Source organism: Listeria farberi (genome assembly GCF_014229245.1).
GTDB lineage: Bacteria > Bacillota > Bacilli > Lactobacillales > Listeriaceae > Listeria > Listeria farberi.
Map to the genome: position 1 here is coordinate 220108 of NZ_JAARZJ010000002.1, position 22369 is coordinate 242476.

The window sequence follows — 22369 nt, forward strand, 5'->3', positions numbered from 1 at the left end:
AGATTTTGATACGTATTTTTACTTTCGTTCAATAAACATGTTTCATTACTTAATCAAGGAGCTGGGATTAATATTGCATAGCCCTCTATTTTGTAAGTAACTACAACATCTTTATCAGTCAAGACGCCTTCACGATTATCTGGTACAGAAGTAATATTATAATAATTAATTATCCCAGTCTGACTATCATCTGGATCGAGGGAAACAAGGTAAGGAACAGGATTACCTTTATCATCTATTATATTAAAAGTCATTCTTGAAGGTAAAGAATAGGTTTCTCCTTCTTTTCCCTGAATAACAATATCTGGTACTAATTGATTTTGATTATATAATTGTTGATTATAATCTAACTTCAATTGATATTGGTTTAAGTTAGGGTAGTTAGGAACAAATTCACCGTTTTTCATGGTTGTGAAATCTGGGACAGTAAATGGATTTCCATTCATATCAACAAACTTAACTGTTATTGTAACATCTGCTAACGGGTTTTTAGTATAGACATAAATTACTTGTTGTGCTTCACTAGTAAATACGCCTGTTGCATTTGCTGGTAGTTTACTTGTATCTAATGTGTAGCCTTCGATTTGGAGTTGGTTAGCTTCTCCTGTTGCATCGTAGGAATCTCCCACATTACCACTCATTACTTTTGGTTCATGGATTTGTGTACCATCTTGGTCCACATATTCGATAGTTACATTAGCAGCAGGAACAGGGTTTTTAGTATAAACATAAATTACTTGTTGTGCTTCACTAGTAAATACACCTGTTGCATTTGCTGGTAGTTTACTTGTATCTAATGTGTAGCCTTCGATTTGGAGTTGGTTAGCTTCTCCTGTTGCATCGTATGGATCTCCCACATTACCACTCATTACTTTTGGTTCATGGATTTGTGTGCCATCTTGGTCTACATATTCGATAGTTACATTAGCAGCAGGAACAGGGTTTTTAGTATAGACATAAATTACTTGTTGTGCCTCACTAGTAAATACGCCTGTTGCATTTGCTGGTAGTTTACTTGTATCTAATGTGTAGCCTTCGATTTGGAGTTGGTTAGCTTCTCCTGTTGCATCATATGGATCTCCCACATTACCACTCATTACTTTTGGTTCATGGATTTGTGTGCCATCTTGGTCCACATATTCGATAGTTACATTTGCAGCAGGAACAGGTTTTTTATCATAAATATATGTTACTACTTGCGCTTTGTTTGTAAATTCTCCTGTTGTATTTCCTTGTACTTCTTTAAAATCGTAACCTGCAATATCTTTTTGTACTGTTTGATATTTTTCTCCCACATTACCTTTTAATGTTTCACTTGATGCTATGGAATCTCCTTGTTCATTTTGATAATTCACTGTTACCGTTCCTTGTTCCACAGGCGGTGTTGGCGGCGTAATATCATTCTCACTTGTATGAATATAGCCTACATAAGTGTATCCTTCAATGCTTGCGGGTTTTTTAGTTTCTTTTGTTCCTTTTGTAACAGTCATTGTTTCTTCTGGTTTTATGTTGGTGTTCTCTACTGCTTGAGCAACAGAACCAATCATTAAGCTTCCTCCACTAAACACAACCAAGAACAACAAAAGCTGTTTTGCATGTCTTTTTTTCAGAGTAAGAAGCCCAATACCGCTTCCTAATAAAATAAAACCTAAGATAATTAAGTAAACATCAGGACCTACATCTCCTGTTTTCAGAAGTGTATTCCCATTGTCTGAGTTCCCATTTCCGGAATTTCCGTTGTTTGAATCTCCACCTGAACTAACTTCAGATACAGAAATACCATTATTGTTGCTTCCTCCCGCTTGATTATTATCTGGATTGGGAGAACCACCTGAAGTATTTTTTTTGTAAACAAAAGAATAGTTTTCATAGTCATTTGTAAGAACCTCACTTGGGTTACCTTCTATAATACTATCTTTTTGCTCATCGGTTAATGTTTCAAAATCAATATATTTGTAAGTAATATCACTGGTATCACTTTCAGCAGCATATACTTCAGAATCTCCTAAAAGAAAGCCTGCGAATATTAGCATTACTGCGAACAAAAACATTCCTAGTTTTTTGTTCATATTAATTTCCCTCCTTTTTCGTTTTTTAATTTGAGTAAAACATAAACGTACATGTTTTACCTCCAACATTATACTATCCTATGTGTTTATCTACTATGTATAAAGGTAAAAAAAATTAGAACTATGTGAACAATTAGTGTGCAATGTGAACATTTAACGTCAAAAAAGTTAGGATTATGTGAACAGTAAGGAAACTCCATACTTTAAACTGGCATTTCATAGACGTTTAATTATTTTATTCCACTTTTATTCTTAAACAAAACCAAAAACTTGTATTTTTTCACATAAAAAGACTATAGACAAATGATTTCTCATTTATCTATAGTCTAGGAGCTTTATATTTTCACCGTCTAGCAATATTCACAGTAGTAAAAACAAATTTATCATAACGATGACGCGATTTAGAAAATTCAAAAGCGAGTCCGTTATTTAAATAGACGGTTTGTTCTACTTCGACAACCGGATCATCAGAAGCACAATCGAGATATTGCTGGTCAAGCTGTGTCGCTTTATCCGCGCGAATTTGTTTATAAGAACTAGCAATTTTCAGGTTCAAATCATCTTGAATATATGAATAAATCGACCCTTCCAAAATTTGCTGATTAATGCCCGGGATAACTCCGACTGGCATATACGTATGTTCTAATACATATGGCTCGTCTTTTACTAGCCGAACACGAAGAATGTCATAGATTGGCGTTTCCATTTCAATATGAAGGCGCTCTGCAATTTCTTCAGTTGGAAAAATGACTTTAAACTCAATTACTTTACTTATAACTTTCTTCCCATTCAAAAGTTTAGTGAAGCCGTTTACCTCTTGATTATGAATCTGCAAGCGGTCCGCGTCCAGCGCCGATTTGATAATGAAAGTACCATGCCCACGTTTACGGTATAGTAAGCCTTCAAGTACAAGGACTTCCAGTGCTTTTTTCATTGTCATTCGACTACAATCAAACTCTTTCGCCAAAGTTATCTCATCAGGAATAGGTTGATTAAGCGGATAAGCGTGATTCATAATTCTTTTGCGGATTTCTTCAGCAATAAAGCTATATTTCGTCTGGTTCTGAGCCACGGAAGTTCACCTCTTTACACATAATACTTTTATTTTATCACATTTAGTCTTCAAAACCATTGTTTTCTGAAAGTTCTTTGTACCAATGACCAGATGCTTTTACAGTACGTTTGAAATCATTGTCCAAATCAACTTCAACTAAGCCGTAACGGTTTTTGTAAGCATTGGCCCAGCTCCAGCAATCCATGAATGTCCAAAGATGGTAACCATGACAGTTAGAACCTTCTTCAATTGCTTTATGCAGCCATTTCAAGTGACTCTTAATGAAATCGATTCGGTACGTATCTTCAATCATTCCGTCTGCATTACGATAACGACTTTCGCCTTCTACTCCCATACCATTTTCAGAAATGAAGAATGGAATATTATCATAGTTGTCACGAAGATTAATCGCAATATCATAAATCGCTCTTTCAAAAATTTCCCAACCACGGTACGGATTCATTTTGCGATACGGCATTTCATAATTATCGAAAAGATGTTCAGGCATAAATGGCGCATTCGGATGAGCTGCGTATTCTTTCGCTTTCACGCGGCGCGGTTGGTAGTAGTTTACACCAAGAATATCAATAATGTTGTTTTTAATAATCGCCAAATCTTCTTCCGTATATTCTGGAAGCGCGTCATGTTCGCGAATAATTTCTACAAGGTCAGCCGGGAATTCCCCTTTTGTTACGGGGTCAAGGAAACTACGGTTGAAAATTAGATCCGCAATATGAGCCGCTTTTAAATCAGCTGGATTTTGGCTTCTTGGATATGATGGCGTTAAGTTTAAAATAATACCGATTTGGCCTTCTGGAATTTCAAGGGCATGGAATTCTTTCACAGCAAGGGCATGAGCTAAAGTAGTATGATAAGCAACCTGTGTCGCGCGTTTAAAATCAACGACATTCGGATAGTGCATATCGTATAAATAACCTGCTTCAACAGGAACAATAGGCTCGTTAAACGTGAACCAGTGCTTCACGCGGTCTCCGAACAACTCAAAACAAGTTTTTGCAAAAGTAGCATATGCATCCACTACTTCCCGGCTTTCAAATCCACCTTTTTCTTGCATCGACATTGGCATATCAAAATGGTATAAATTCATAAATGGCTCGACATCATTTGCAAGCATTTCATCAATAACACGATTATAAAAATCAACCGCTTTCGGATTCACTTCGCCAATACCATCTGGAATAAGGCGCGACCACTGAATCGAGGTACGGAAAGAATTATGTCCTGTTTGCTTCATTAAAGCAATATCTTCTTTGTATTGATAGTAAAAATTAGATGTGTTTGTAGGACCAACATCATTAAAGAAACGACCTGGTTCGATTTTATACCAGTGATCCCAAATACTTGGTTTTCTACCGTCTACATCTGCTGCACCTTCTGTTTGTGGGCCGGATGCTGCACTTCCCCACCAAAAATTATCTGGAAATTTATAAGTCATTTTTTTACCTCCAACTATTATTTGATTTTATTATACCTTATTTTTTTAAAAGTATAAACTTATTTATACAAAAGTTTGTTTTTTGTTTTTTATTTCTTACACGTATTGCCAAAAATCGGCTAATCCGCTACAATAATAAAGTCGTATAAGTTCGGTAATATGGACCGTTCGTTTCTACCAGGCAACCGTAAAATGCCAGGCTACGAGCTATTGTAAAATTTAATTGGGATTTTTTTGCTTTTTTTATTTATTATTCCCTTTTTTACCTATGCTCTTTCCGTTATGTGCGACAACATAAATAGGGAGGCTTTTTTTAATGGATAAACTTTTCAAACTACGCGAGAACAAGACGACTGTTCGAACAGAAATACTCGCGGGGCTAACGACTTTTCTGTCAATGGCTTATGTACTTTTCGTCAACCCATCTATGCTTGCAACGACTGGAATGGAATTAAAAGCTGTTTTTGTAGCAACGATTCTTGCGTCAGTCGTTGGTTCACTTGCAATGGGACTTATCGCTAATTACCCAATCGGACTCGCTCCTGGTATGGGATTAAATGCGTTTTTTGCTTATACGGTTTGTGCGCAGTGGGGAATTCCTTGGCAAACCGCGCTAGCTGGAGTGCTTGTTTCTGGTTTAGTTTTCATTTGTTTAACTCTTTCCGGACTTCGCGAAAAAATCGTTAATGCAATTCCAACAGAACTAAAATTTGCAGTTGGTGCTGGAATTGGCTTTTTTATCGCCTTTTTAGGGCTTAAAAATGCTGGAATTATTGTGCCAAATGACTCTACTATTGTAGCGCTTGGAGACTTACATTCTGGTCCGGTTTTACTGGCCGTTTTTGGGATTATTATAACTGTAGCTTATATGACAATTGGTTGGAAAGGTGCGATTTTCTTCGGAATGGCAACAACCGCTGTTGCTGGAATGTTGTTTGGGCTTATTGATGTGCCGACTCAAGTTGTTTCTTCTGTACCAAGTATGGAATCAACATTTGGTCAAGCAATTATTCACTTGCCAGATATTTTCACACCGCAAATGCTCATTGTTATTTTGACATTTTTCTTTATTGATTTCTTTGATACTGCCGGGACACTTGTTGCGGTTGCGACTCAAGCTGGATTTGTAAAAGATAATAAAATCCCGCGCGCAGGTCGTTCGCTGTTTTCCGACTCACTGGCAACGGTTTTTGGAGCGATTTTTGGGACTTCAACAACTACTTCTTATGTAGAATCAACTGCCGGGGTTGCGGTTGGTGGTCGAACAGGTTTAACAGCTGTCGTTATTGCTATCTGTTTCTCACTGTCACTATTCTTCTCGCCACTTCTTGGTGTCATTACAAGTGCGGTTACGACTCCAGCGCTTGTGATCGTAGGGATTTTAATGATTGGCAATGTCGCTCATATTGATTGGACTAAATTCGAAGTAGCTGTTCCGTCATTTTTCGTTATCTTAATGATGGTACTTACTTTCTCTATTGCAACTGGTATCGCGATTGGTTTCATTTTCTATCCAATTACAATGGTGCTTAAAGGTCGTTATAAAGAAGTACATCCAATTATGTATGTGATGATGGTGCTGTTTATACTGTACTTTATGTTCGTCGTTTAGACAGCAAAAAAACCGGGGATGCGGAATCCTCGGTTTTTCTTTTAATCGTAATAAACAATCATGTAGTTTTTGCCTTTTTCCTCGTCATAACCTTGGACAAAATCAGTTTCTTCTAGTTGTTCTAAATCTTTCACGACAACTGAAATGTTTTTGCCAAGTTTAATCGTTTTGCGAATTTTTTTCGAGAGTTTTTCCCGCTTTTCTTCATCTAATTGGAAAGTTTCTGGAAAACGGACATTATTTTCTCGTTCGAACGTATCGACCATTGTATTGAATTCGGTAATTTCTTCCGGTTTTTCAATTGTCGTACGGGCAAATTCCGCAATATTTAACGTTTCTTCGCCTGCCAAATATTCGCTCGTCGCTTTCACAAAATTCGATTTATCAAGTAGCGACTCCTCGCGTTGCTTAATATAATCAGTACAAACTTCCACAAAACCTTCCGTATAAAATTTCTCATCCGTTATTTTATCAATACTTAAAAACTTATCTTTCCAATAAACAGAATCACCGCGATTAAGCCGATCTAAAATTAACACTTTATTTCCTGTGTCATGATCAACATTAAAGATCAAACAGCCTTTATCCAGATCTGTCCCGGTAATCCCTTTATCATAATCAATTTGAAATTCTCTGCCGTTGAAATCATTTTTAAGAAAGACTTCTTTATTTTCGACTTTGAAAATCCCGATACCGTTCGTAAAATCGCCATCTACAACACAGCCTTCAATAAAGAAAATCCAAACATCGCCACTTTTAATATTTGGGTGGGTTGTTTCGCTATATAAATGCTCTAAAATCTTCTTGGATTCATCCAAAAATTCTTCTTCCATGGCAAACATATTCGCAGCAAAAGTCCGGACTTCATTAAAATCCAAGTCTGTTTCATGGGTAAACTTAAAATATTCATCTTTGGTAAATGGCTCTAAGAAAATAGAAGCTAGTGTTTGATTCATTTCCGAACCTATATCAGCGAGCACGTTCGCCGAGACTTCCGTTCCCTCTTCTCTCGCTTTATTTCCAGCAAAATGAACCACGAGTTTGGTAATTTTTGCGTATGAAAAATCTGGCATTCCTTTATCATCCTAACTTTTATAAAATAGATATTTCCTGTATACTAAATTTATTATGAAAAACGGAGGTGCGTAATGATTCCAGCAGATTTTGAAGATCGCGTTTATACAGTCGTTCGCCAAATCCCGCGCGGTAAAGTGACCACATACGGTCAAATCGCCTATATGATTGGTTTTCCTAGAAATGCGAGACTCGTTGGTACTACGCTGAAACATTCGAAGCGTAACCAAATTACACCTTGTCATCGTGTTGTAAATGCAGCAGGTCGGCTTGTCCCGGGTTGGGAAGAACAGCGCGACCTCCTTTTATCAGAAGGTATAACATTTAAAGAGAATGGACACGTAAAAATGAAAGATCATTTTTGGCAATAAGTGTTATAACCACGCCCAATATCTTGAACGCCGTGTGAGTCCGACCCATAGACTAATGGAATCTGTAACTCTCTAGCTAACGTCACGATTTCTTTTGGTGGGTATGTTTCTCCGCAAAGTGGTTTAAATAGACCCGCCGTATTAAAATCAAGCTCATAGTCACGTTTTTTCACTAAAGCAAAGATTGTCTGAAATTCCTCTATAACATCTCTTGAAAAATCAGCTGCATCTGCTCCAAAAAAATACTGAAACTTCTGGCACAATGAAATATGCCCGATTCGCCGCGGTTTAAAAGCTCCTAAATCCGCTTCAATGGACCGTTTCACGCCTTCTAAATAAGCAAGTTGCGCTTGTTCAAACCCACCATAGAATTGCACAATTCCTTCATTATAATCTTCCGCTGAAAAATCAATTGAGCGAAAGCCGTCTTGTCCTTTTAAAAAATGTAACGACAATATTCCATCATCCGTTTGCGGCCCGTACTCATTCAAAAAATCTTGCGTAAAATCCTCATAACCAATCAAATAATCCACTTCAAACCCGATATGTATTAATAAATCGCTCGCATATTTTTTCTTTAAATGATTCATTTTCTTAAAATAATAAGGGAGATCACTCATTGCCATACTTGCTGTCGTCACTGCTTCACTATCACCAGCAGTATTTTTCATAAATTCACTCGAAAGTGGTGCATGCTCAACAATAGAATACTCATCAAACCCCAGTTCAATCGCTTTTAAAATCATCTCTTCCACATCATCATGCGAACCATGTGGACAAAATTCTGTATGTGTATGCCCGTCTCTTTTCATATTCAACCCTCTTTCAAAATTCTTTTCCCAAATTACACTAAATGATACACTAATTATACCATAAGCCACTATTTTTCTATTCATCATTTACAAAAACGCTTTAACGTGCTAATATGCTAATAAACTAAAATATTGTAAAGGAGCTAGCCAGATGAACTTAAATAAGAACTTACCAACTGGAACACGTGATAAACTCTTTCGTGAAGCACAAGCTGCATACAAAATTGAGCAACAAGTGAATTATTATTTTGCAAACCGTGGATTTAAGCGTATTGAAACACCTGTTATCGAATTTGGAGATGTCTTTTCTTCTGAACATCAGACCGATACAAATTTGTACCGTTTCTTTGATGAAAAAGGTCGCTTGACAGTGCTTCGGCCAGACATGACCCTTCCAATTGGTCGAGTCGTTAGTACAACTGGTGTGACGCTCCCTCTAAAACTTTCTTATAGCGGAAAAATCTTTCGTGCAAATGAAGACTTTGGCGGTGAACAAAACGAACAAACACAAGCCGGAATTGAAATTATTGGCTACCCTTCCATTAAAGCAGAAGTGGAATGTATATTAAGTGGAATTGGGGTTTTAAATGCTCTAGAAATTCCGAATTTTCAAATTGAACTTGGTCATGCAGCAATTTATAGGCGTGTAATCCATCTTTTAAATCTACCTGAAACTACTGAAACGGATTTCCGTCTACTAATTCAAAATAAAAGCCTTACTGGCATTCGACAATTTGTTACCGAGAATCCAAGTACGCTCGATGATTTTATTCTCGCCTTACCACGCTTATTCGGCCCAGCGACAATTATTTTAAAGCAAGCTAAAAATTTAACAACTGATAAAGGAATTTTGACGGCACTAACTGAAATGGAAACTATCGTAGGCGCTGTTTCTTACGCAGCAGATATTAGTGTCGATTTAGGACTCGTACAAGATTTTCATTATTATACTGGTATTATTTTTAGAGGATATGCCGACCTTGCTGCGGATAATTTTTTAAGTGGCGGTCGTTACGATCACTTACTAGAACAATTCACCAGCTCTTCCTCTCCAGCAGTTGGTTTAGCTCTTAATCTCGACTCCCTCACGACCCTACAAAACCGCGCTGGTATCATCAAAAAACAAACTCCAACAACGCTTTTAATCCACTACGACCTAGATGCAATCCAACAAGCAGAAAAACTCATGCAAGAAACACCGAACAGTGAATTAAGTTTTTTTGAAACTCCAACAAATGCCATCTCTTTCGCAAAAAAATGGCAAATTCCAACTGTTGTTCACGTTGCGCGCCATAGTATCCAAACTATTTTTCATAAGGAGGCGGAATAATGAAAGCTTTAAAAATCGCCTTAACGAAAGGTCGCCTTGAGAAAGACGCGGTCGCTCTTTTAGAAAAAGCTGGTCTTGATTGTTCTTCTATGACAGATAAAAAGCGTAAACTGATTTTCCATAATAGCACCCAACCAATTTCTTTTATTTTAGTAAAAGCTGTTGATGTCATGACCTATGTAAAACACGGTGTTGCGGATATTGGCATCGTTGGTAAAGACGTTTTAATGGAAGCCTCCAAATCCCATTATGAAATGCTTGACCTTGAAATCGGTAAATGCCAATTCTGCCTTGCTTCCACGCCCGATTTTGACCCAAGGAGCTATCGCCGAAAAATTATTGCTACCAAATATCCAGCCGTAGCCTCCAAATTTTTTCGTGAAAAAGGCGAAGATGTAGAAATTATCAAAATTGAAGGCTCGGTTGAAATTGCACCTGTACTTGGACTTGCTGACGCTATCATTGATATTGTCGAAACCGGCTCCACTTTAAAAGAAAATGGCTTAATTATTTATGAAAAAATGTACCCTATCTCCGCCCGACTGATTGTTAATAAGGCTTCCTTAAAACAGAATAAAACACAAATTTTCCAATTAATTGAACAATTAGAACAAACGATAAAGGAGGAGCACCCGCGATGAAATTTTTAACCGGAACAACGGAGGCTATATTAAAAGAACTGAGTGCTGAAAATTCAAGTAATACCTCAAACCAAATCGTAAGCGAAGTAAAAGCAATTATTGAAGAAGTAAAAAACTCTGGTGACCGAGCCCTGTTCGACTATACGGCAAAGTTCGATGGTATTGAATTAAATGAGTTGCGCGTCCCAAACAGCGACTTCCAAATAGCCAACAACAAAGTCGATCCCGCCTTCTTAGAAGCTCTTAAGCAAGCAAAAGCAAACATAGAAAGCTTTCATAACAAGCAAAAACAATCAGCTTTCCTAGATAGTGAAAAAGACGGTGTCATACGCGGGCAAATCATTCGCCCACTAGAAACAGTCGGCGTGTATGTTCCGGGCGGTACAGCAGCCTATCCATCCTCTGTTTTAATGAATATCCTCCCTGCCAAAATTGCTGGTGTAAAACGGATTGTGATGATTACACCCCCTGGCAAAAATGGTGTTAATCCACATGTTTTAGCAGCTGCAAATCTAGCAGGCGTAGACGAAATTTACCAAGTTGGCGGTGCGCACGGAATCGCTGCTCTTGCTTATGGAACAGAAACCATTCCTAAAGTTGACAAAATTGTCGGTCCTGGAAATATTTATGTCGCTACTGCTAAACGTGAAGTTTTTGGCGTAGTAGATATTGATATGATTGCCGGTCCATCTGAAATTGTTGTGCTCGCAGATGAAAAAGGCAATCCCGGTTTCATTGCAGCTGACTTACTCTCACAAGCAGAGCACGATACATTAGCCCGTGCTATTTTAATTACTACAAATGAAAAAGTCGCACAACAAACAAAAAAAGAACTATACAAACAATTAGAAAACCTACCTCGAAAAGCGATTGCACAAGAAGCTATTGAATCAAACGGAAAAATTATTATTGCAGAGAACACTACAGAAATGTTTAACATCATGAACGAAATCGCCCCCGAACATCTAGAGGTACAACTTGAAAATCCTATGAACTATCTTTATCAAATTAAAAATGCTGGCTCTATTTTCTTAGGAAACTATGCATCTGAGCCACTTGGAGATTATTTTGCTGGACCGAACCATGTCTTACCAACAAGTGGAACCGCCAAATTCTTCTCTCCACTTGGTGTAGAAGATTTTACGAAACGTTCTGCCTTTATTTCTTATACGAAAGAAGCTCTTGCAAAAGAAAAAGATGCTATCGTACTTCTTGCTAACAATGAAGGCCTAAACGCACATGCCAAAGCCATTCAAATTCGATTTGAGGAGGAAAACTAAATGAGAACAGCAAGTAAAACAAGGATTACTGGAGAAACTTCTATTGAACTGTCACTTAATTTAGATTCACAAGCAGAATCTACTATATCAACTGGTGTCGGCTTTTTAGATCATATGCTAACGTTATTTGCGAAACATAGCCGAATTACTTTAAATGTAAAAGCAGAGGGCGATACATATATTGATGCACATCATACAGTTGAAGACGTCGGCATTACACTCGGTATTTGTTTAAAAGAAGCACTTTCTGATAAAGCTAGTATTAACCGTTACGGCTCAGCGTATGTGCCAATGGACGAATCACTGGGATTTTGTGCACTTGATTTAAGCGGTCGTTCCTATCTTGTATTTGACGCCGAATTAACAAATCCAAAGCTTGGCGATTTTGATACGGAATTAGTAGAAGAATTTTTCCAAGCAGTCGCCTTCAACTCTGAAATGAACCTTCACCTTCGTGTCCTTTATGGTAAAAATACGCATCATAAAATTGAAGCACTTTTTAAAGCATTTGGTCGTGCTCTTCGCGAAGCAATCACCATAAACCCTGAAATCAAAGGTGTAAATTCTACTAAAGGAGTCCTGTAAATGATTGTTATTATTGATTATGATACAGGAAACACGAAGAGCCTCAGCAAAGCACTTGATTTTATTGGACTGCCAAATAAAATTTCTAGTACTCACGAAGAAATTTTACAAGCTGACGGCGCTATTTTACCAGGAGTCGGAGCTTTTCCAGAAGCGATGCAAGAACTCAGTCAGCGTGGACTTGATATGATGTTAAGAGAAATAGCAGCAACTGGTAAACCGATGCTCGGTGTTTGTCTTGGTATGCAACTTCTACTTGAATCAAGCGATGAACATCATTTTACTAAAGGGCTTGGTCTCATTCCCGGGCATGTCGAAAAACTACCAGCCGAACCTGGATTTACCGTTCCCCACATGGGCTGGAATCAACTTGAAATAAGACGCACCACTCCGCTCACTAGAAAACTTGGTGGTGAATATGTCTATTACGTCCATTCCTACTATGCAAATTGCCCAAAAGAATTCATCATCGCAACGAGCGACTATTCTATTGAAGTCCCAAGCATGATAAATAAAGGCAATATTTATGGTGCGCAATTCCACCCAGAAAAAAGTGGTCAAATCGGACTTGAAATTTTAAAAGGATTTAAGGAGGTCACTGAATCATGCAAATCTTCCCAGCAATAGATTTAAAAAATGGACAATGCGTTCGACTTTTCCAAGGTGATTTTTCAAAAAAAACGATTGTAAATGAAGATCCGATTGAGCAAGCAAAATCATTTGCTAAAAGCGGTGCAACCTATTTGCATATTGTTGACCTAGACGGTGCATTAGAAGGTCGCCCTGTTAATCTAGAAATTATCCAACAAATGAAAAAAGTAGCGAAAATTCCTGTTCAAGTTGGCGGTGGTATTCGAAGTATGGCTCAAGTTGATTACTATCTTGAGTCTGGTATTGACCGCGTTATTATCGGATCAGCAGCACTAACAGATCCAAGCTTTTTACACGCGGCAATACAAAAATACGGAACTAAAATCGTTGCTGGAATTGACGCAAAAAATGGCTTTGTTGCAACGAGTGGTTGGTTAGATATTAGCAAAGTAAGCTATTTAGATTTAGCCAAAGAAATGGAGACGATGAATGTCAAAACAATTATTTATACAGACATTGGTCGCGATGGTACGTTAACAGGTCCTAACTTAGAGCAGATGATTGCACTTCAAAACCACGTTACGGTAAATTTAATCGCTTCTGGTGGAGTTAGTAGCCGTAACGATCTAGAAGCAATTGCCGAACTTGGTTTATACGGAGCAATTGCTGGAAAAGCTCTTTATAATGGAAATATTTCGATGTCAGATATAGTTGAGGTGGAGCAACTTGCTTACTAAACGAATCATACCTTGTCTTGATGTTACAGCTGGACGTGTGGTTAAAGGAGTGAATTTTGTTTCATTGACCGATGTAGGCGATCCAGTAGAAATTGCCAAAGCTTATAATGAAGCAGGAGCCGATGAACTTGTTTTCCTAGATATTACGGCAACCGTTGAACTGCGTCAAACGATGATAGATGTTGTCGAACGGACAGCAGAGCAAGTTTTTATTCCACTGACAGTCGGTGGCGGTATAAATAGCGTGAAAGATATGAAAGACTTACTTCAAGCTGGAGCAGACAAAATATCTCTTAATTCTGCTGCAATAAAAAGGCCCGACCTTATCCAAGAAGGTGCTAGTAAATTTGGAAACCAGTGTATTGTAGTCGCAATTGATGCTAAATGGAACGGCACAAATTGGAGTGTTTTTACTAGAGGCGGACGAGATGATACGAAATTAGATGCTATTGAATGGGCAAAAAAAGCGACTCAACTTGGCGCTGGTGAACTTCTACTAACAAGTATGGACGGTGATGGCACGAAAAACGGTTACGATATCCCACTCACAAAAGCAATCTCCGAAGCCGTCTCCGTCCCAGTTATTGCTTCAGGAGGATGCGGTAGTGCGAGCCATATGGTAGAAGTTTTCGAAAAAACAAGCGCAACCGCCGCTCTCGCTGCTAGTATTTTCCATTACGGTGAACTTAGTATCCAAAATGTCAAAACTACTTTACGTGAAAAAGGAGTGAACATTCGCCCATGAATATTGTTGATTTTTCTAAAGGTTTAGTCCCAACAATTATTTTAGATGATCAGAACGGAGAAGTTTTAATGCTCGCCTATATGAATCAAGAAAGCTATCAAAAGACGCTTGAAACTGGCTATACTTGGTTTTTTTCACGCTCTAGAAATCAACTTTGGAATAAAGGCGAGACAAGTGGACATACTCAAAAAGTAAGAAAAATTTGGACTGACTGCGATAATGATACTTTGCTTATTCGCGTTATTCAAACCGGTCCAGCATGTCATACTGGTAAAAAAAGCTGCTTTTTCAACCTTATAAAGGAGGAATCTTAAATGCTTAGTAACTTATATGAAGAAATCAAACTTCGCAAAAACCAACCAAAAGAAGGTTCCTACACCAACTACCTTTTCGAAAAAGGGTTAGATAAAATTTTAAAAAAAGTTGGCGAAGAAACTACCGAAGTTGTTATTGCTGCTAAAAATAATGATCATGAGCTCATTTCAGAAGTTGCAGACTTAACTTACCACTTACTTGTTCTTTTAGCTGAAAAAAATATTCCATTGGAGCATATAAAAAAAGAACTACAAAACCGTGAAGGAAAGTTAAGCATAACAAGTGATCGTAAAGAAATTAACGATTTATAAAAACATGACATTTTCGTCACCTTAAAGAATGTTATTGTAAGAAAAAGCACATGATTTTAAAGAGCATATTTTATATACTTGTTTATGTGGAGAGCTTTTATTTTTCCCAAAAGAAAGCATGTAATGTTAGAGCAATAATTCTAGTATCCGAATTTAGTCTTATCCCTTGACTCGCTCTAATATTACTACTCCCTAATACTCCCTTTAACCGCATCCCCCTGGTGCGGTTATTTTTTATTACATCGCTTGGCAGTTAAGAAATCGTTTCAAAAAAGATTGTTTTGTCATCATTTTCCATTATTAACTTAAGCAAACGTTCTCATTGACTTGATTTTAAAAAATTTCAGAAAAATTGGTTTTTATGCTTGAAAATATTCTCAACAATGTGTAAACTAACAACATAGGTAAGAAAAGTTGACCTACTTGACGCACGAAAGCCGTTGTTTTTCTACTTTATAACATCGTGCGTATTTGCATTAAGTTTTCTACTTTTCCTTATAGTCAAAATATTTAAACAAGGAGCGATTATAGTATGGCACAAACATCCACTATTCAAAACGACACAAAGGCAGCCGAAGAATACGCAGCCCGTGTGTTTGAAACAATTAAACAACGGAATCCTGGCGAAACGGAATTCCACCAAGCAGTTGAAGAATTCTTAAACTCTGTTATCCCAGCCCTTGCAAAAGAACCTAAATACGAAGCAAATGGTATTTTAGAACAGTTAACAGAACCCGAACGCCTAATTAGTTTCCGAGTTCCATGGGTGGATGATTCTGGCACAGTACACGTAAATCGCGGTTATCGGGTTCAATTCAATAGCGCAATTGGTCCGTATAAAGGTGGGCTTCGTTTCCATCCTTCTGTTACAGGAAGCATTATTAAATTCCTTGGTTTTGAACAAATCTTCAAAAATTCCCTCACTGGTTTACCAATTGGTGGCGGTAAAGGTGGCTCTGATTTTAATCCAAAAAATAAATCAGATGCTGAAGTAATGCGTTTTTGCCAAAGCTTTATGACAGAATTACAAAAACATATCGGCCCAGATACTGATGTTCCAGCTGGTGATATCGGCGTGGGTGGACGAGAAATCGGCTACTTATTTGGACAATACAAACGTCTTCGCGGAGCTTATGATGCTGGTACTATAACTGGTAAAGGGCTATCTTATGGTGGTAGTCTAGCACGTACAGAAGCAACTGGTTACGGTCTTGTTTATTTCACGGTTGAAATGTTAGAAGCAGCTGGTGAATCTATTCGCGGTAAAAAAATTGTCGTTTCCGGATCTGGTAATGTAGCCATTTATGCAATTGAAAAAGCCCATGAACTTGGGGCTAAAGTAGTTGCATGTAGTGACTCTGCTGGTTTTGTTTATGATAAAGAAGGTATTAAAGTAGAAACTGTAAAACAATTAAAAGAAGTAGAGCGTAAGCGTATCAGTGAATATGTAGTACTTCATCCATCTGCTGAATATTATGCAGGCGGCGATGTGTGGTCTGTTCCATGTGATATTGCACTTCCATGCGCTACTCAAAATGAAATAAATGCCGACCAAGCTCGTGCACTCGTGAAAAACGGTGTAATCGCAGTTGCAGAGGGTGCAAATATGCCATCTACGCTTGAAGCGGTTGACATTTATCACGAAAACAAAGTATTATTTGGCCCAGCAAAAGCAGCCAATGCCGGTGGAGTTGCCGTATCAGCACTCGAAATGGCTCAAAACAGCACGCGCATGAGCTGGACTTTCCAATCAGTAGATGAACACTTACAAAATATTATGAAAGACATTTATAAAAACTCAAGCAATGCTGCAAGCGAATACGGCGCAACTGGTAATTTAGTTGTCGGTTCCAATATTGCAGGTTTCCTAAAAGTTGCAGATACAATGATTGCTCACGGAATTATTTAAATAGAAAAACCCTGCTTTCACACTGAAAGCAGGTTTTTTTACGTTATCTCATCAATTTTCGTAATATAAAAGAAAGTCCAAACCACAGTAAAACGCTAATAAAAATAGCAACAATCCATCCAAATGCATTATGTTCTAATGGAAGTGGCATATTCATTCCAAAAAAACCAGTGATAATCGTTGGCACTGTAAGCAAAATAGATAGCGCCGTAAGTATTTTCATCGTATCATTCAAATTATTATTTAAGATGTTATTATACGTACCCGACAGTTGCTGTAATATTTGCGAGCTAAGTTCTGTCATTTCAACTAGTTGTCTAGCTTCAATTAATGCATCCTCAAACTGCTCTTTTTCCACTTCATTTAACGTTCGAAAGATTACATGTGTTTTCATTTGCTCTAATAAAGCGGCGTTTTGTTTAGAAGCTGATAAAAAGTACACGATTCCTGTTTCTAAATCAGATAAAGAAAGTAAATTTTTCTTCGTCGTTTTAATTTTCAGCTTATCATTAATTGTTTTGCGATCAATATCCATCTCTTCTACATACGGGAAAAACGAATCCATAACAAGGTACAAACTACTAAATAAAAATTGTAAAATAGTCACATCTTCATTCTCTTTTAAGTATTTATTCATTTTTTTTACAATATATTGGTTGTTTTTATTTGTAATAGTTAGCAACTGTTTATCTTTAATAATGTAAACCATTGGAATTGTTTCATAATGATTATCAATTTTTCTCTGGTCGGGTACATTAAATACCACCACAAAAGTATCCGTTTTCTGGTCGTATTCAAAATGAGCTCGTTCGTTTCTATCTAAAGAATAAGCAATGACTTCCTCATCAATGTTATAGGTAGTATAAATATTTTCTAGCTTACCAGCCTTATCCGTATCAATGTTAACCCAATTGTATTTTTTATTACCAAAAATTGTTTGAATAGACATTCATTTCCCCACTTTCCTAGATGACATAAAAAAAGAGCACCTTTTCTAGGCACCTCTATTCATACATAATTATAGCACAGAACCTGGGAAATTCTGTGCTACAACCATCTTAAAGGAGTGTTTATTTGAAAAAAGTAATTAAAAACATTTCTATGGGGGAAGTGATTTATTTTTAATTAATTCATTTCAAATGACAATCTCTATGGGATAAGTATATCTTACATTACTTTTATTTCCAAGTCAATACTTTTGTTACAAAAATATTTCATAAAAGTCTAATATATAGTTAACTTTATGAAATGTAATAAAAATGCAATAAACATGATGTTTTTCTATCTTTTCTTCACTATGCTATAATTGATTAGGAAATATCTTATATATAGGAGGAATTGGCATGTCAAATAATGAAGCAACTGCTTATATTGGTACATACACCAAAGTCGAAAGCCAAGGCATCTATCGCCTAGTAATCGATAAAACTACTGGTGAAATTAAAGAAAATAAATTAGCTGGAAAAATGGATAACCCAACATATCTTAAAATTTCAGATGACGAAAAATTCGTCTACTCTGTAGCAAAAGATGGCGATAAAGGTGGAGTTGCAGCTTTTTCAATTGAAGAAGATGGCTCGCTTGCTTTCATTAATCAAGATGTTCAAACAGGTAATCCACCATGTTATGTAGATGCTTCAGAAGATGGTTCTATCGTTGTTTCTGCTAACTATCACCTAGGTACAATCGTAAGTTACCCAACAGAAAACGGTGCTTTAAAACCTTCTGTTGCAACGATTCAACATACTGGTAAAAGTGTTCACGAACGTCAAGAAAAACCTCATGCACACTTTGCCGGATTTACTCCAGACCAAAAATACGTTATTACATGTGACCTTGGAACAGACAAAGTAACTACTTACTCCTCTCATTCTGGTAAACTTGAAAAAGCAACTGAATTAGATGTAAAACCTGGGAGCGGTCCTCGTAACCTTGTCTTCCATCCAAACGCTAAATATGTATATATCATGACTGAATTAAATTCCGAAGTTATTTTTGCTGAATATGATAACGCAACTGGTAAATTAAACGTTATCCAAACAATCGCTTCTCTTCCAGAAGGATTTGATAAAGAAAATAAAGGTAGCGCAATTCACATTTCTCCAGATGGTCGTTTCCTCTATGTTTCTAACCGTGGCCAAGATGCTATCGTTAGCTATGCTGTTGCAGAAAACGGTACTTTAACACTTGTAGCAACAACTCCAGTAGAAGGCATTGGTCCTCGTGACTTTGACCTTAATTACACTGGCGACATTTTAGTTGCAACGAACGAAAACAGCAATAACGTTACTGTTTTTGGTGTTAATAAAGAAACTGGTGCTCTTACTTTACTTCAAAAAGATGTAAAAGTTCCAGAACCAGTTTGTATTAAATTCGTAAAATAATTTAAAAATCCAGAGTAGCGTATTTCGCCACTCTGGATTTTTTTATGCTAAGACTAGCTTTCCTGCTTCAATATAGCTTAAATCATTAACTGCTTCAATCGTCCATTCACCATTTTCAAATCCAAGTCTTGTAACACTCGCATTTGCTAATTCTGGATTAATTTGCGTTATATCAAAGAAAGAAATAATGGTATTAATCGCCATCCCATGAGAAACAACTAATACATTTGCATTTTCAGATTGATTTTCTTTAGCAACTGTTTCCAAAGCATTTTTCAAGCGAGTTACCATGGAATTCCATTTTTCGGACATTCCGGTCTCATCAATTTTTTCAACTGTTTCTGAAATGATTTGATAGCCATCGTAGCCGAATTTTTCAAAAGCTTCCTCCACAGACTGAAAACCAAGGTGCTCGATTACTTTTCCGAACATCACATCTTCATATTCTCCTTCAAACTTACCAAAACCAAATTCACGAAAATCACGCAACTCATTGATTTCTAAATGTGTTTGCTTACTTTCTCGTAAAACAATTCCAGCAGTTTCAATCGTTCGACCGCGGTCACTTGTATAAACAGCATCAAAAGGAATTTCCCTTAGCCCGCGACCTAAAAATTCGGCCACTTCTATTCCTTCATTTGTTAATGGTGTATCTGACCAACCTTGCACACGACGATATGTATTAAACATTGTCTTACCATGCCTAACTAAATACACATTAAGTTTTTCTGCTCCCACTTAAACTCCTCCTTGCGCTTTTTTTCCAGCCTCTACATAAAACATATTTCCAGGTTCTTCAATCGAAAAAACACCATCTTCAAAAATAACTTTTGTCACACTAGCATTTTCGATGGTTCTTAAGTTTTTACTTGCATCAATCATTTCAATAATGCGGTGAATCACCATACCGTGCGCAACGACTAGTACATCTCCACCCCCGCGAGTTTGCGCATCCCGAAGAATTGCATTCAATCCAGTAGTCAATCGTTTTTCAAAAATAGTCGAGTTTTCTGTCATACCGGTTTCATCCATTTTATGCACTGTATCAATGACGATATTAGAATTGTTTTCAGAAGTTTTATCATAATAGTTTTCAATTGACTCAAAACCGTGAGCCTTCGCAACCATTTTTAACACAGTTTGGTTATATTCACCTTCAAATTTACCGAAACCAAACTCGCGCATTTCAGCTAATTTTTCGAGTTTTAAATGATGGTTGTTACTTTCTTTCATCACAATTCGAGCTGTTTCGATTGCACGTCCACGATCACTTGCGTAAGCGCCTACAAAATGAGTCCCTTTTAAACCACGTCCTAAATCATGGGCAACAAGTGCTCCCTCTTCAGTGAGCGGTGAGTCAGCCCAACCCTGTACCCGATCAAGTGTGTTTAAAATCGTCTTTCCATGTCGCGTTAAATAAATAACTACCCTACTTGAAGATTCCATGTATACACTCCTTTAAATTATCACTTCTCCCTTTAATAGTAGCAATCTTAGGAGTTAATGGCAAACTAATTAATTCTCTATACAAAAAACACTTCCTCCAATTAAGGAGAAAGTGCGTTTAATTCTTTTAATGAACACCCTTCATGTATTTTTTCAAAAATGGTGCGAAAATGAATAATGCTATTGCAAAGGCAATTGCTACAAAACCAGTGATTCCGAAATAAGCAATTTCTGTGTCGGCATTAAAGAATTGTGTTACTTGCGCATTAAATGCTTGGCCCATCGCATCTGACAAGAACCACAGGCTCATTGTTTGGGATGCAAAAGCTTTTGGAGCTAGTTTTGTTGTTGCAGATAATCCTACTGGTGAGATAAACATTTCACCAAAAATACATATGAAGAAACTTAATACTAGCCAAAGTGGACTTACAAGTGTTGTCGTATTTCCATGTAAAATACCAGGAAGCATCATTACAACAAATGATAGACCAGCAAAGAATAAACCTAAAGCAAATTTTCGGGGTGTAGAAGGTTGTCTGTCACCAAGTTTTGTCCAAATCCAAGCAAAAATTGGCGATAAAGTAATCACAAAAACTGGATTAAGTGACTGAAAATTAGCCGGGTTTAGGTTAATTCCCAAAATAGATAAATCTGTTCTTTCTGCCGCAAAAAGGGCCAATGTTGATGAGCCTTGTTCTTCAATCATCCAAAAAAGAACTGCGATTAAAAATAACGGTATGTATGCAGTTAATCGTGATTTTTCATCTGCCTCTGTCTTTTTACTTGTCATCATCATAATAAAGTAAGCAAGTGGAACGCCAACGCCCATCACCGTTACAGCAAGGATAATTGTATTAATTGTCAAACTACCTGTAATCAGAGTTAAAATAGCAATTAATAATCCTATACCTAAAACAATACCAATGATTTTGAATGTAAGACTTTTTGCTTCTGCTTTTTGAAGCGGATTTGGAACTTTTTTGCCTGCTTCTTTTAAGTAACGTTTTCCTGTAAGAACATAAACAATTAGTGCAACTGCCATACCAATTGCCGCTACACCGAAACCAGCGTGGAAACTTCCAGCCCTATCAGATACAGTGGAAACGATTGGTGGGGCAATAAAAGCACCTAAGTTAATCCCCATGTAGAAAATACTAAAACCAGCATCACGGCGATTATCTCCCACTGGATATAAGTCACCAACTACACTGGAAACATTTGGTTTAAGCAAACCAGTTCCTAAGATAATAAATGCCATTGAAACAAATAGAGCCGTTGCTCCACCATTAGGAAGGGCAAGAACAATATGCCCTACCATAATTAATACGCCACCATAAAAAATTGTCTGTCGTGGCCCAAGAACTCGGTCCGCAAACCAACCGCCTATAACACCTGACATAAAAACAAGCGATCCATAGATAGACATAATTGCGGTAGCGGTAGCTTGGTCAAATCCTAGCCCACCTTTTGCAACCGAATCATACATATAATAGATAAGTATTGCTCGCATCCCATAGTAAGAAAATCGCTCCCAGAATTCTGTATTAAATAGGGTAGCGAGTCCACGCGGATGCCCAAAAAATGTTTTTTCCTTTGATGCATTCTCTGTACTCAAGAAAATTCGCCCTCTTTCATCTCTTTTCATAT

General features: G+C 37.3%; 22 protein-coding genes and 1 riboswitch. Of the genes, 13 read left to right on the top strand and 9 right to left on the bottom strand.

Annotated features, from left to right (window positions below; all coding sequences use genetic code 11):
* Nucleotides 1-53: 53 nt before the first annotated feature.
* The 3 genes from HCB45_RS02915 to gmuD all read right to left on the bottom strand — a co-directional run bounded on the left by HCB45_RS02915 (nt 54) and on the right by gmuD (nt 4579).
* Complete coding sequence (locus tag HCB45_RS02915; RefSeq protein WP_185618668.1) at nt 54-2069, bottom strand: MucBP domain-containing protein; 2016 nt, start codon at nt 2067-2069, stop codon at nt 54-56.
* A gap of 343 nt (nt 2070-2412) precedes the next feature.
* Entirely contained in the window at nt 2413-3141 is a 729-nt protein-coding gene (locus HCB45_RS02920; RefSeq protein WP_012681135.1) for a GntR family transcriptional regulator, read from the bottom strand.
* A 43-nt stretch (nt 3142-3184) separates the two neighbouring features.
* Nucleotides 3185-4579: a 6-phospho-beta-glucosidase GmuD gene (gene gmuD, locus HCB45_RS02925; RefSeq protein ID WP_185608100.1), complete on the bottom strand. Its 1395-nt coding sequence runs from the start codon at nt 4577-4579 to the stop codon at nt 3185-3187.
* Between the two features lie 121 nt (nt 4580-4700).
* Nucleotides 4701-4802: riboswitch (purine riboswitch) on the top strand.
* A gap of 93 nt (nt 4803-4895) precedes the next feature.
* On the opposite strand from gmuD, the gene HCB45_RS02930 reads away from it, so the two are divergent.
* On the top strand, nt 4896-6191 hold the full coding sequence (locus HCB45_RS02930) for an NCS2 family permease (protein WP_003765667.1): 1296 nt from the start codon (nt 4896-4898) through the stop codon (nt 6189-6191).
* A gap of 41 nt (nt 6192-6232) precedes the next feature.
* On the opposite strand, the gene HCB45_RS02935 is transcribed toward HCB45_RS02930, so the two are convergent.
* The gene (locus HCB45_RS02935) at nt 6233-7264 is read right to left on the bottom strand and encodes a nucleoid-associated protein (RefSeq protein ID WP_185318079.1); all 1032 of its coding nucleotides are present in this window, start codon (nt 7262-7264) and stop codon (nt 6233-6235) included.
* A 75-nt stretch (nt 7265-7339) separates the two neighbouring features.
* On the opposite strand from HCB45_RS02935, the gene HCB45_RS02940 reads away from it, so the two are divergent.
* Nucleotides 7340-7636, top strand: coding sequence for an MGMT family protein (locus HCB45_RS02940; protein WP_185618671.1), 297 nt, complete (start codon nt 7340-7342; stop codon nt 7634-7636).
* On the opposite strand, the gene hisJ is transcribed toward HCB45_RS02940, so the two are convergent.
* Complete coding sequence (hisJ, locus tag HCB45_RS02945) at nt 7621-8448, bottom strand: histidinol-phosphatase HisJ (RefSeq protein WP_185618675.1); 828 nt, start codon at nt 8446-8448, stop codon at nt 7621-7623. The two genes, HCB45_RS02940 and hisJ, sit on opposite strands and share 16 nt — an antisense overlap.
* 151 nt (nt 8449-8599) lie before the next feature.
* On the opposite strand from hisJ, the gene HCB45_RS02950 reads away from it, so the two are divergent.
* The 10 genes from HCB45_RS02950 to gdhA all read left to right on the top strand — a co-directional run bounded on the left by HCB45_RS02950 (nt 8600) and on the right by gdhA (nt 16892).
* Nucleotides 8600-9778 carry an ATP phosphoribosyltransferase regulatory subunit gene (locus HCB45_RS02950; protein ID WP_185318076.1) on the top strand — a complete coding sequence of 393 codons (1179 nt, stop codon included), beginning with the start codon at nt 8600-8602 and terminating at the stop codon, nt 9776-9778.
* Entirely contained in the window at nt 9778-10419 is a 642-nt protein-coding gene (hisG, locus tag HCB45_RS02955; RefSeq protein ID WP_185618678.1) for an ATP phosphoribosyltransferase, read from the top strand. Before HCB45_RS02950 ends, hisG begins: the two co-directional genes overlap by 1 nt.
* Complete coding sequence (gene hisD / locus HCB45_RS02960) at nt 10416-11699, top strand: histidinol dehydrogenase (protein WP_185618680.1); 1284 nt, start codon at nt 10416-10418, stop codon at nt 11697-11699. Before hisG ends, hisD begins: the two co-directional genes overlap by 4 nt.
* Nucleotides 11700-12284 (top strand): imidazoleglycerol-phosphate dehydratase HisB, encoded by a 585-nt coding sequence (gene hisB / locus HCB45_RS02965; protein WP_185318073.1) that lies wholly within the window; start codon nt 11700-11702, stop codon nt 12282-12284.
* Nucleotides 12285-12911, top strand: coding sequence for an imidazole glycerol phosphate synthase subunit HisH (gene hisH, locus HCB45_RS02970; protein ID WP_185618683.1), 627 nt, complete (start codon nt 12285-12287; stop codon nt 12909-12911).
* Nucleotides 12890-13612: a 1-(5-phosphoribosyl)-5-[(5-phosphoribosylamino)methylideneamino]imidazole-4-carboxamide isomerase gene (gene hisA / locus HCB45_RS02975; RefSeq protein ID WP_185618686.1), complete on the top strand. Its 723-nt coding sequence runs from the start codon at nt 12890-12892 to the stop codon at nt 13610-13612. The genes hisH and hisA overlap by 22 nt, the downstream gene beginning before the upstream one ends.
* The gene (hisF, locus tag HCB45_RS02980) at nt 13602-14357 is read left to right on the top strand and encodes an imidazole glycerol phosphate synthase subunit HisF (protein WP_185608093.1); all 756 of its coding nucleotides are present in this window, start codon (nt 13602-13604) and stop codon (nt 14355-14357) included. The genes hisA and hisF overlap by 11 nt, the downstream gene beginning before the upstream one ends.
* Nucleotides 14354-14671, top strand: coding sequence for a phosphoribosyl-AMP cyclohydrolase (gene hisI / locus HCB45_RS02985; RefSeq protein WP_185318069.1), 318 nt, complete (start codon nt 14354-14356; stop codon nt 14669-14671). Before hisF ends, hisI begins: the two co-directional genes overlap by 4 nt.
* Nucleotides 14672-14983 carry a phosphoribosyl-ATP diphosphatase gene (hisE, locus tag HCB45_RS02990; RefSeq protein WP_185318068.1) on the top strand — a complete coding sequence of 104 codons (312 nt, stop codon included), beginning with the start codon at nt 14672-14674 and terminating at the stop codon, nt 14981-14983.
* A gap of 532 nt (nt 14984-15515) precedes the next feature.
* A complete protein-coding gene (gene gdhA, locus HCB45_RS02995) occupies nt 15516-16892 on the top strand; it encodes an NADP-specific glutamate dehydrogenase (RefSeq protein WP_185618689.1) in 1377 nt (458 codons plus the stop codon).
* Between the two features lie 43 nt (nt 16893-16935).
* Here gdhA and HCB45_RS03000 read toward each other — a convergent pair whose 3' ends face one another.
* Nucleotides 16936-17841 (bottom strand): magnesium transporter CorA family protein, encoded by a 906-nt coding sequence (locus HCB45_RS03000; protein WP_185318066.1) that lies wholly within the window; start codon nt 17839-17841, stop codon nt 16936-16938.
* 394 nt (nt 17842-18235) lie between these two features.
* Between HCB45_RS03000 and HCB45_RS03005 the strand changes: the two genes are divergently transcribed.
* Entirely contained in the window at nt 18236-19276 is a 1041-nt protein-coding gene (locus HCB45_RS03005) for a lactonase family protein (RefSeq protein WP_185618692.1), read from the top strand.
* 42 nt (nt 19277-19318) lie between these two features.
* Here the strand turns inward: HCB45_RS03005 and HCB45_RS03010 are convergent, their stop codons facing one another.
* The 3 genes from HCB45_RS03010 to HCB45_RS03020 all read right to left on the bottom strand — a co-directional run bounded on the left by HCB45_RS03010 (nt 19319) and on the right by HCB45_RS03020 (nt 22367).
* Nucleotides 19319-20014 carry a histidine phosphatase family protein gene (locus HCB45_RS03010; RefSeq protein WP_185618695.1) on the bottom strand — a complete coding sequence of 232 codons (696 nt, stop codon included), beginning with the start codon at nt 20012-20014 and terminating at the stop codon, nt 19319-19321.
* On the bottom strand, nt 20015-20722 hold the full coding sequence (locus tag HCB45_RS03015) for a histidine phosphatase family protein (RefSeq protein ID WP_185318063.1): 708 nt from the start codon (nt 20720-20722) through the stop codon (nt 20015-20017).
* Nucleotides 20723-20849: 127 nt separating this feature from the next.
* The gene (locus HCB45_RS03020; protein WP_185318062.1) at nt 20850-22367 is read right to left on the bottom strand and encodes a peptide MFS transporter; all 1518 of its coding nucleotides are present in this window, start codon (nt 22365-22367) and stop codon (nt 20850-20852) included.
* Between the last annotated feature and the right edge of the window lie 2 nt (nt 22368-22369).

Coding starts and splice junctions, on each gene's coding strand:
- HCB45_RS02915 (WP_185618668.1), bottom strand. CDS start 2,069: ATGAACAAAAAACTAGGAATGTTTTTGTTCGCAGTAATGCTAATATTC.
- gmuD (WP_185608100.1), bottom strand. CDS start 4,579: ATGACTTATAAATTTCCAGATAATTTTTGGTGGGGAAGTGCAGCATCC.
- HCB45_RS02930 (WP_003765667.1), top strand. CDS start 4,896: ATGGATAAACTTTTCAAACTACGCGAGAACAAGACGACTGTTCGAACA.
- HCB45_RS02935 (WP_185318079.1), bottom strand. CDS start 7,264: ATGCCAGATTTTTCATACGCAAAAATTACCAAACTCGTGGTTCATTTT.
- HCB45_RS02940 (WP_185618671.1), top strand. CDS start 7,340: ATGATTCCAGCAGATTTTGAAGATCGCGTTTATACAGTCGTTCGCCAA.
- hisJ (WP_185618675.1), bottom strand. CDS start 8,448: ATGAAAAGAGACGGGCATACACATACAGAATTTTGTCCACATGGTTCG.
- HCB45_RS02950 (WP_185318076.1), top strand. CDS start 8,600: ATGAACTTAAATAAGAACTTACCAACTGGAACACGTGATAAACTCTTT.
- hisG (WP_185618678.1), top strand. CDS start 9,778: ATGAAAGCTTTAAAAATCGCCTTAACGAAAGGTCGCCTTGAGAAAGAC.
- hisD (WP_185618680.1), top strand. CDS start 10,416: ATGAAATTTTTAACCGGAACAACGGAGGCTATATTAAAAGAACTGAGT.
- hisB (WP_185318073.1), top strand. CDS start 11,700: ATGAGAACAGCAAGTAAAACAAGGATTACTGGAGAAACTTCTATTGAA.
- hisH (WP_185618683.1), top strand. CDS start 12,285: ATGATTGTTATTATTGATTATGATACAGGAAACACGAAGAGCCTCAGC.
- hisA (WP_185618686.1), top strand. CDS start 12,890: ATGCAAATCTTCCCAGCAATAGATTTAAAAAATGGACAATGCGTTCGA.
- hisI (WP_185318069.1), top strand. CDS start 14,354: ATGAATATTGTTGATTTTTCTAAAGGTTTAGTCCCAACAATTATTTTA.
- hisE (WP_185318068.1), top strand. CDS start 14,672: ATGCTTAGTAACTTATATGAAGAAATCAAACTTCGCAAAAACCAACCA.
- gdhA (WP_185618689.1), top strand. CDS start 15,516: ATGGCACAAACATCCACTATTCAAAACGACACAAAGGCAGCCGAAGAA.
- HCB45_RS03000 (WP_185318066.1), bottom strand. CDS start 17,841: ATGTCTATTCAAACAATTTTTGGTAATAAAAAATACAATTGGGTTAAC.
- HCB45_RS03005 (WP_185618692.1), top strand. CDS start 18,236: ATGTCAAATAATGAAGCAACTGCTTATATTGGTACATACACCAAAGTC.
- HCB45_RS03015 (WP_185318063.1), bottom strand. CDS start 20,722: ATGGAATCTTCAAGTAGGGTAGTTATTTATTTAACGCGACATGGAAAG.
- HCB45_RS03020 (WP_185318062.1), bottom strand. CDS start 22,367: ATGAAAAGAGATGAAAGAGGGCGAATTTTCTTGAGTACAGAGAATGCA.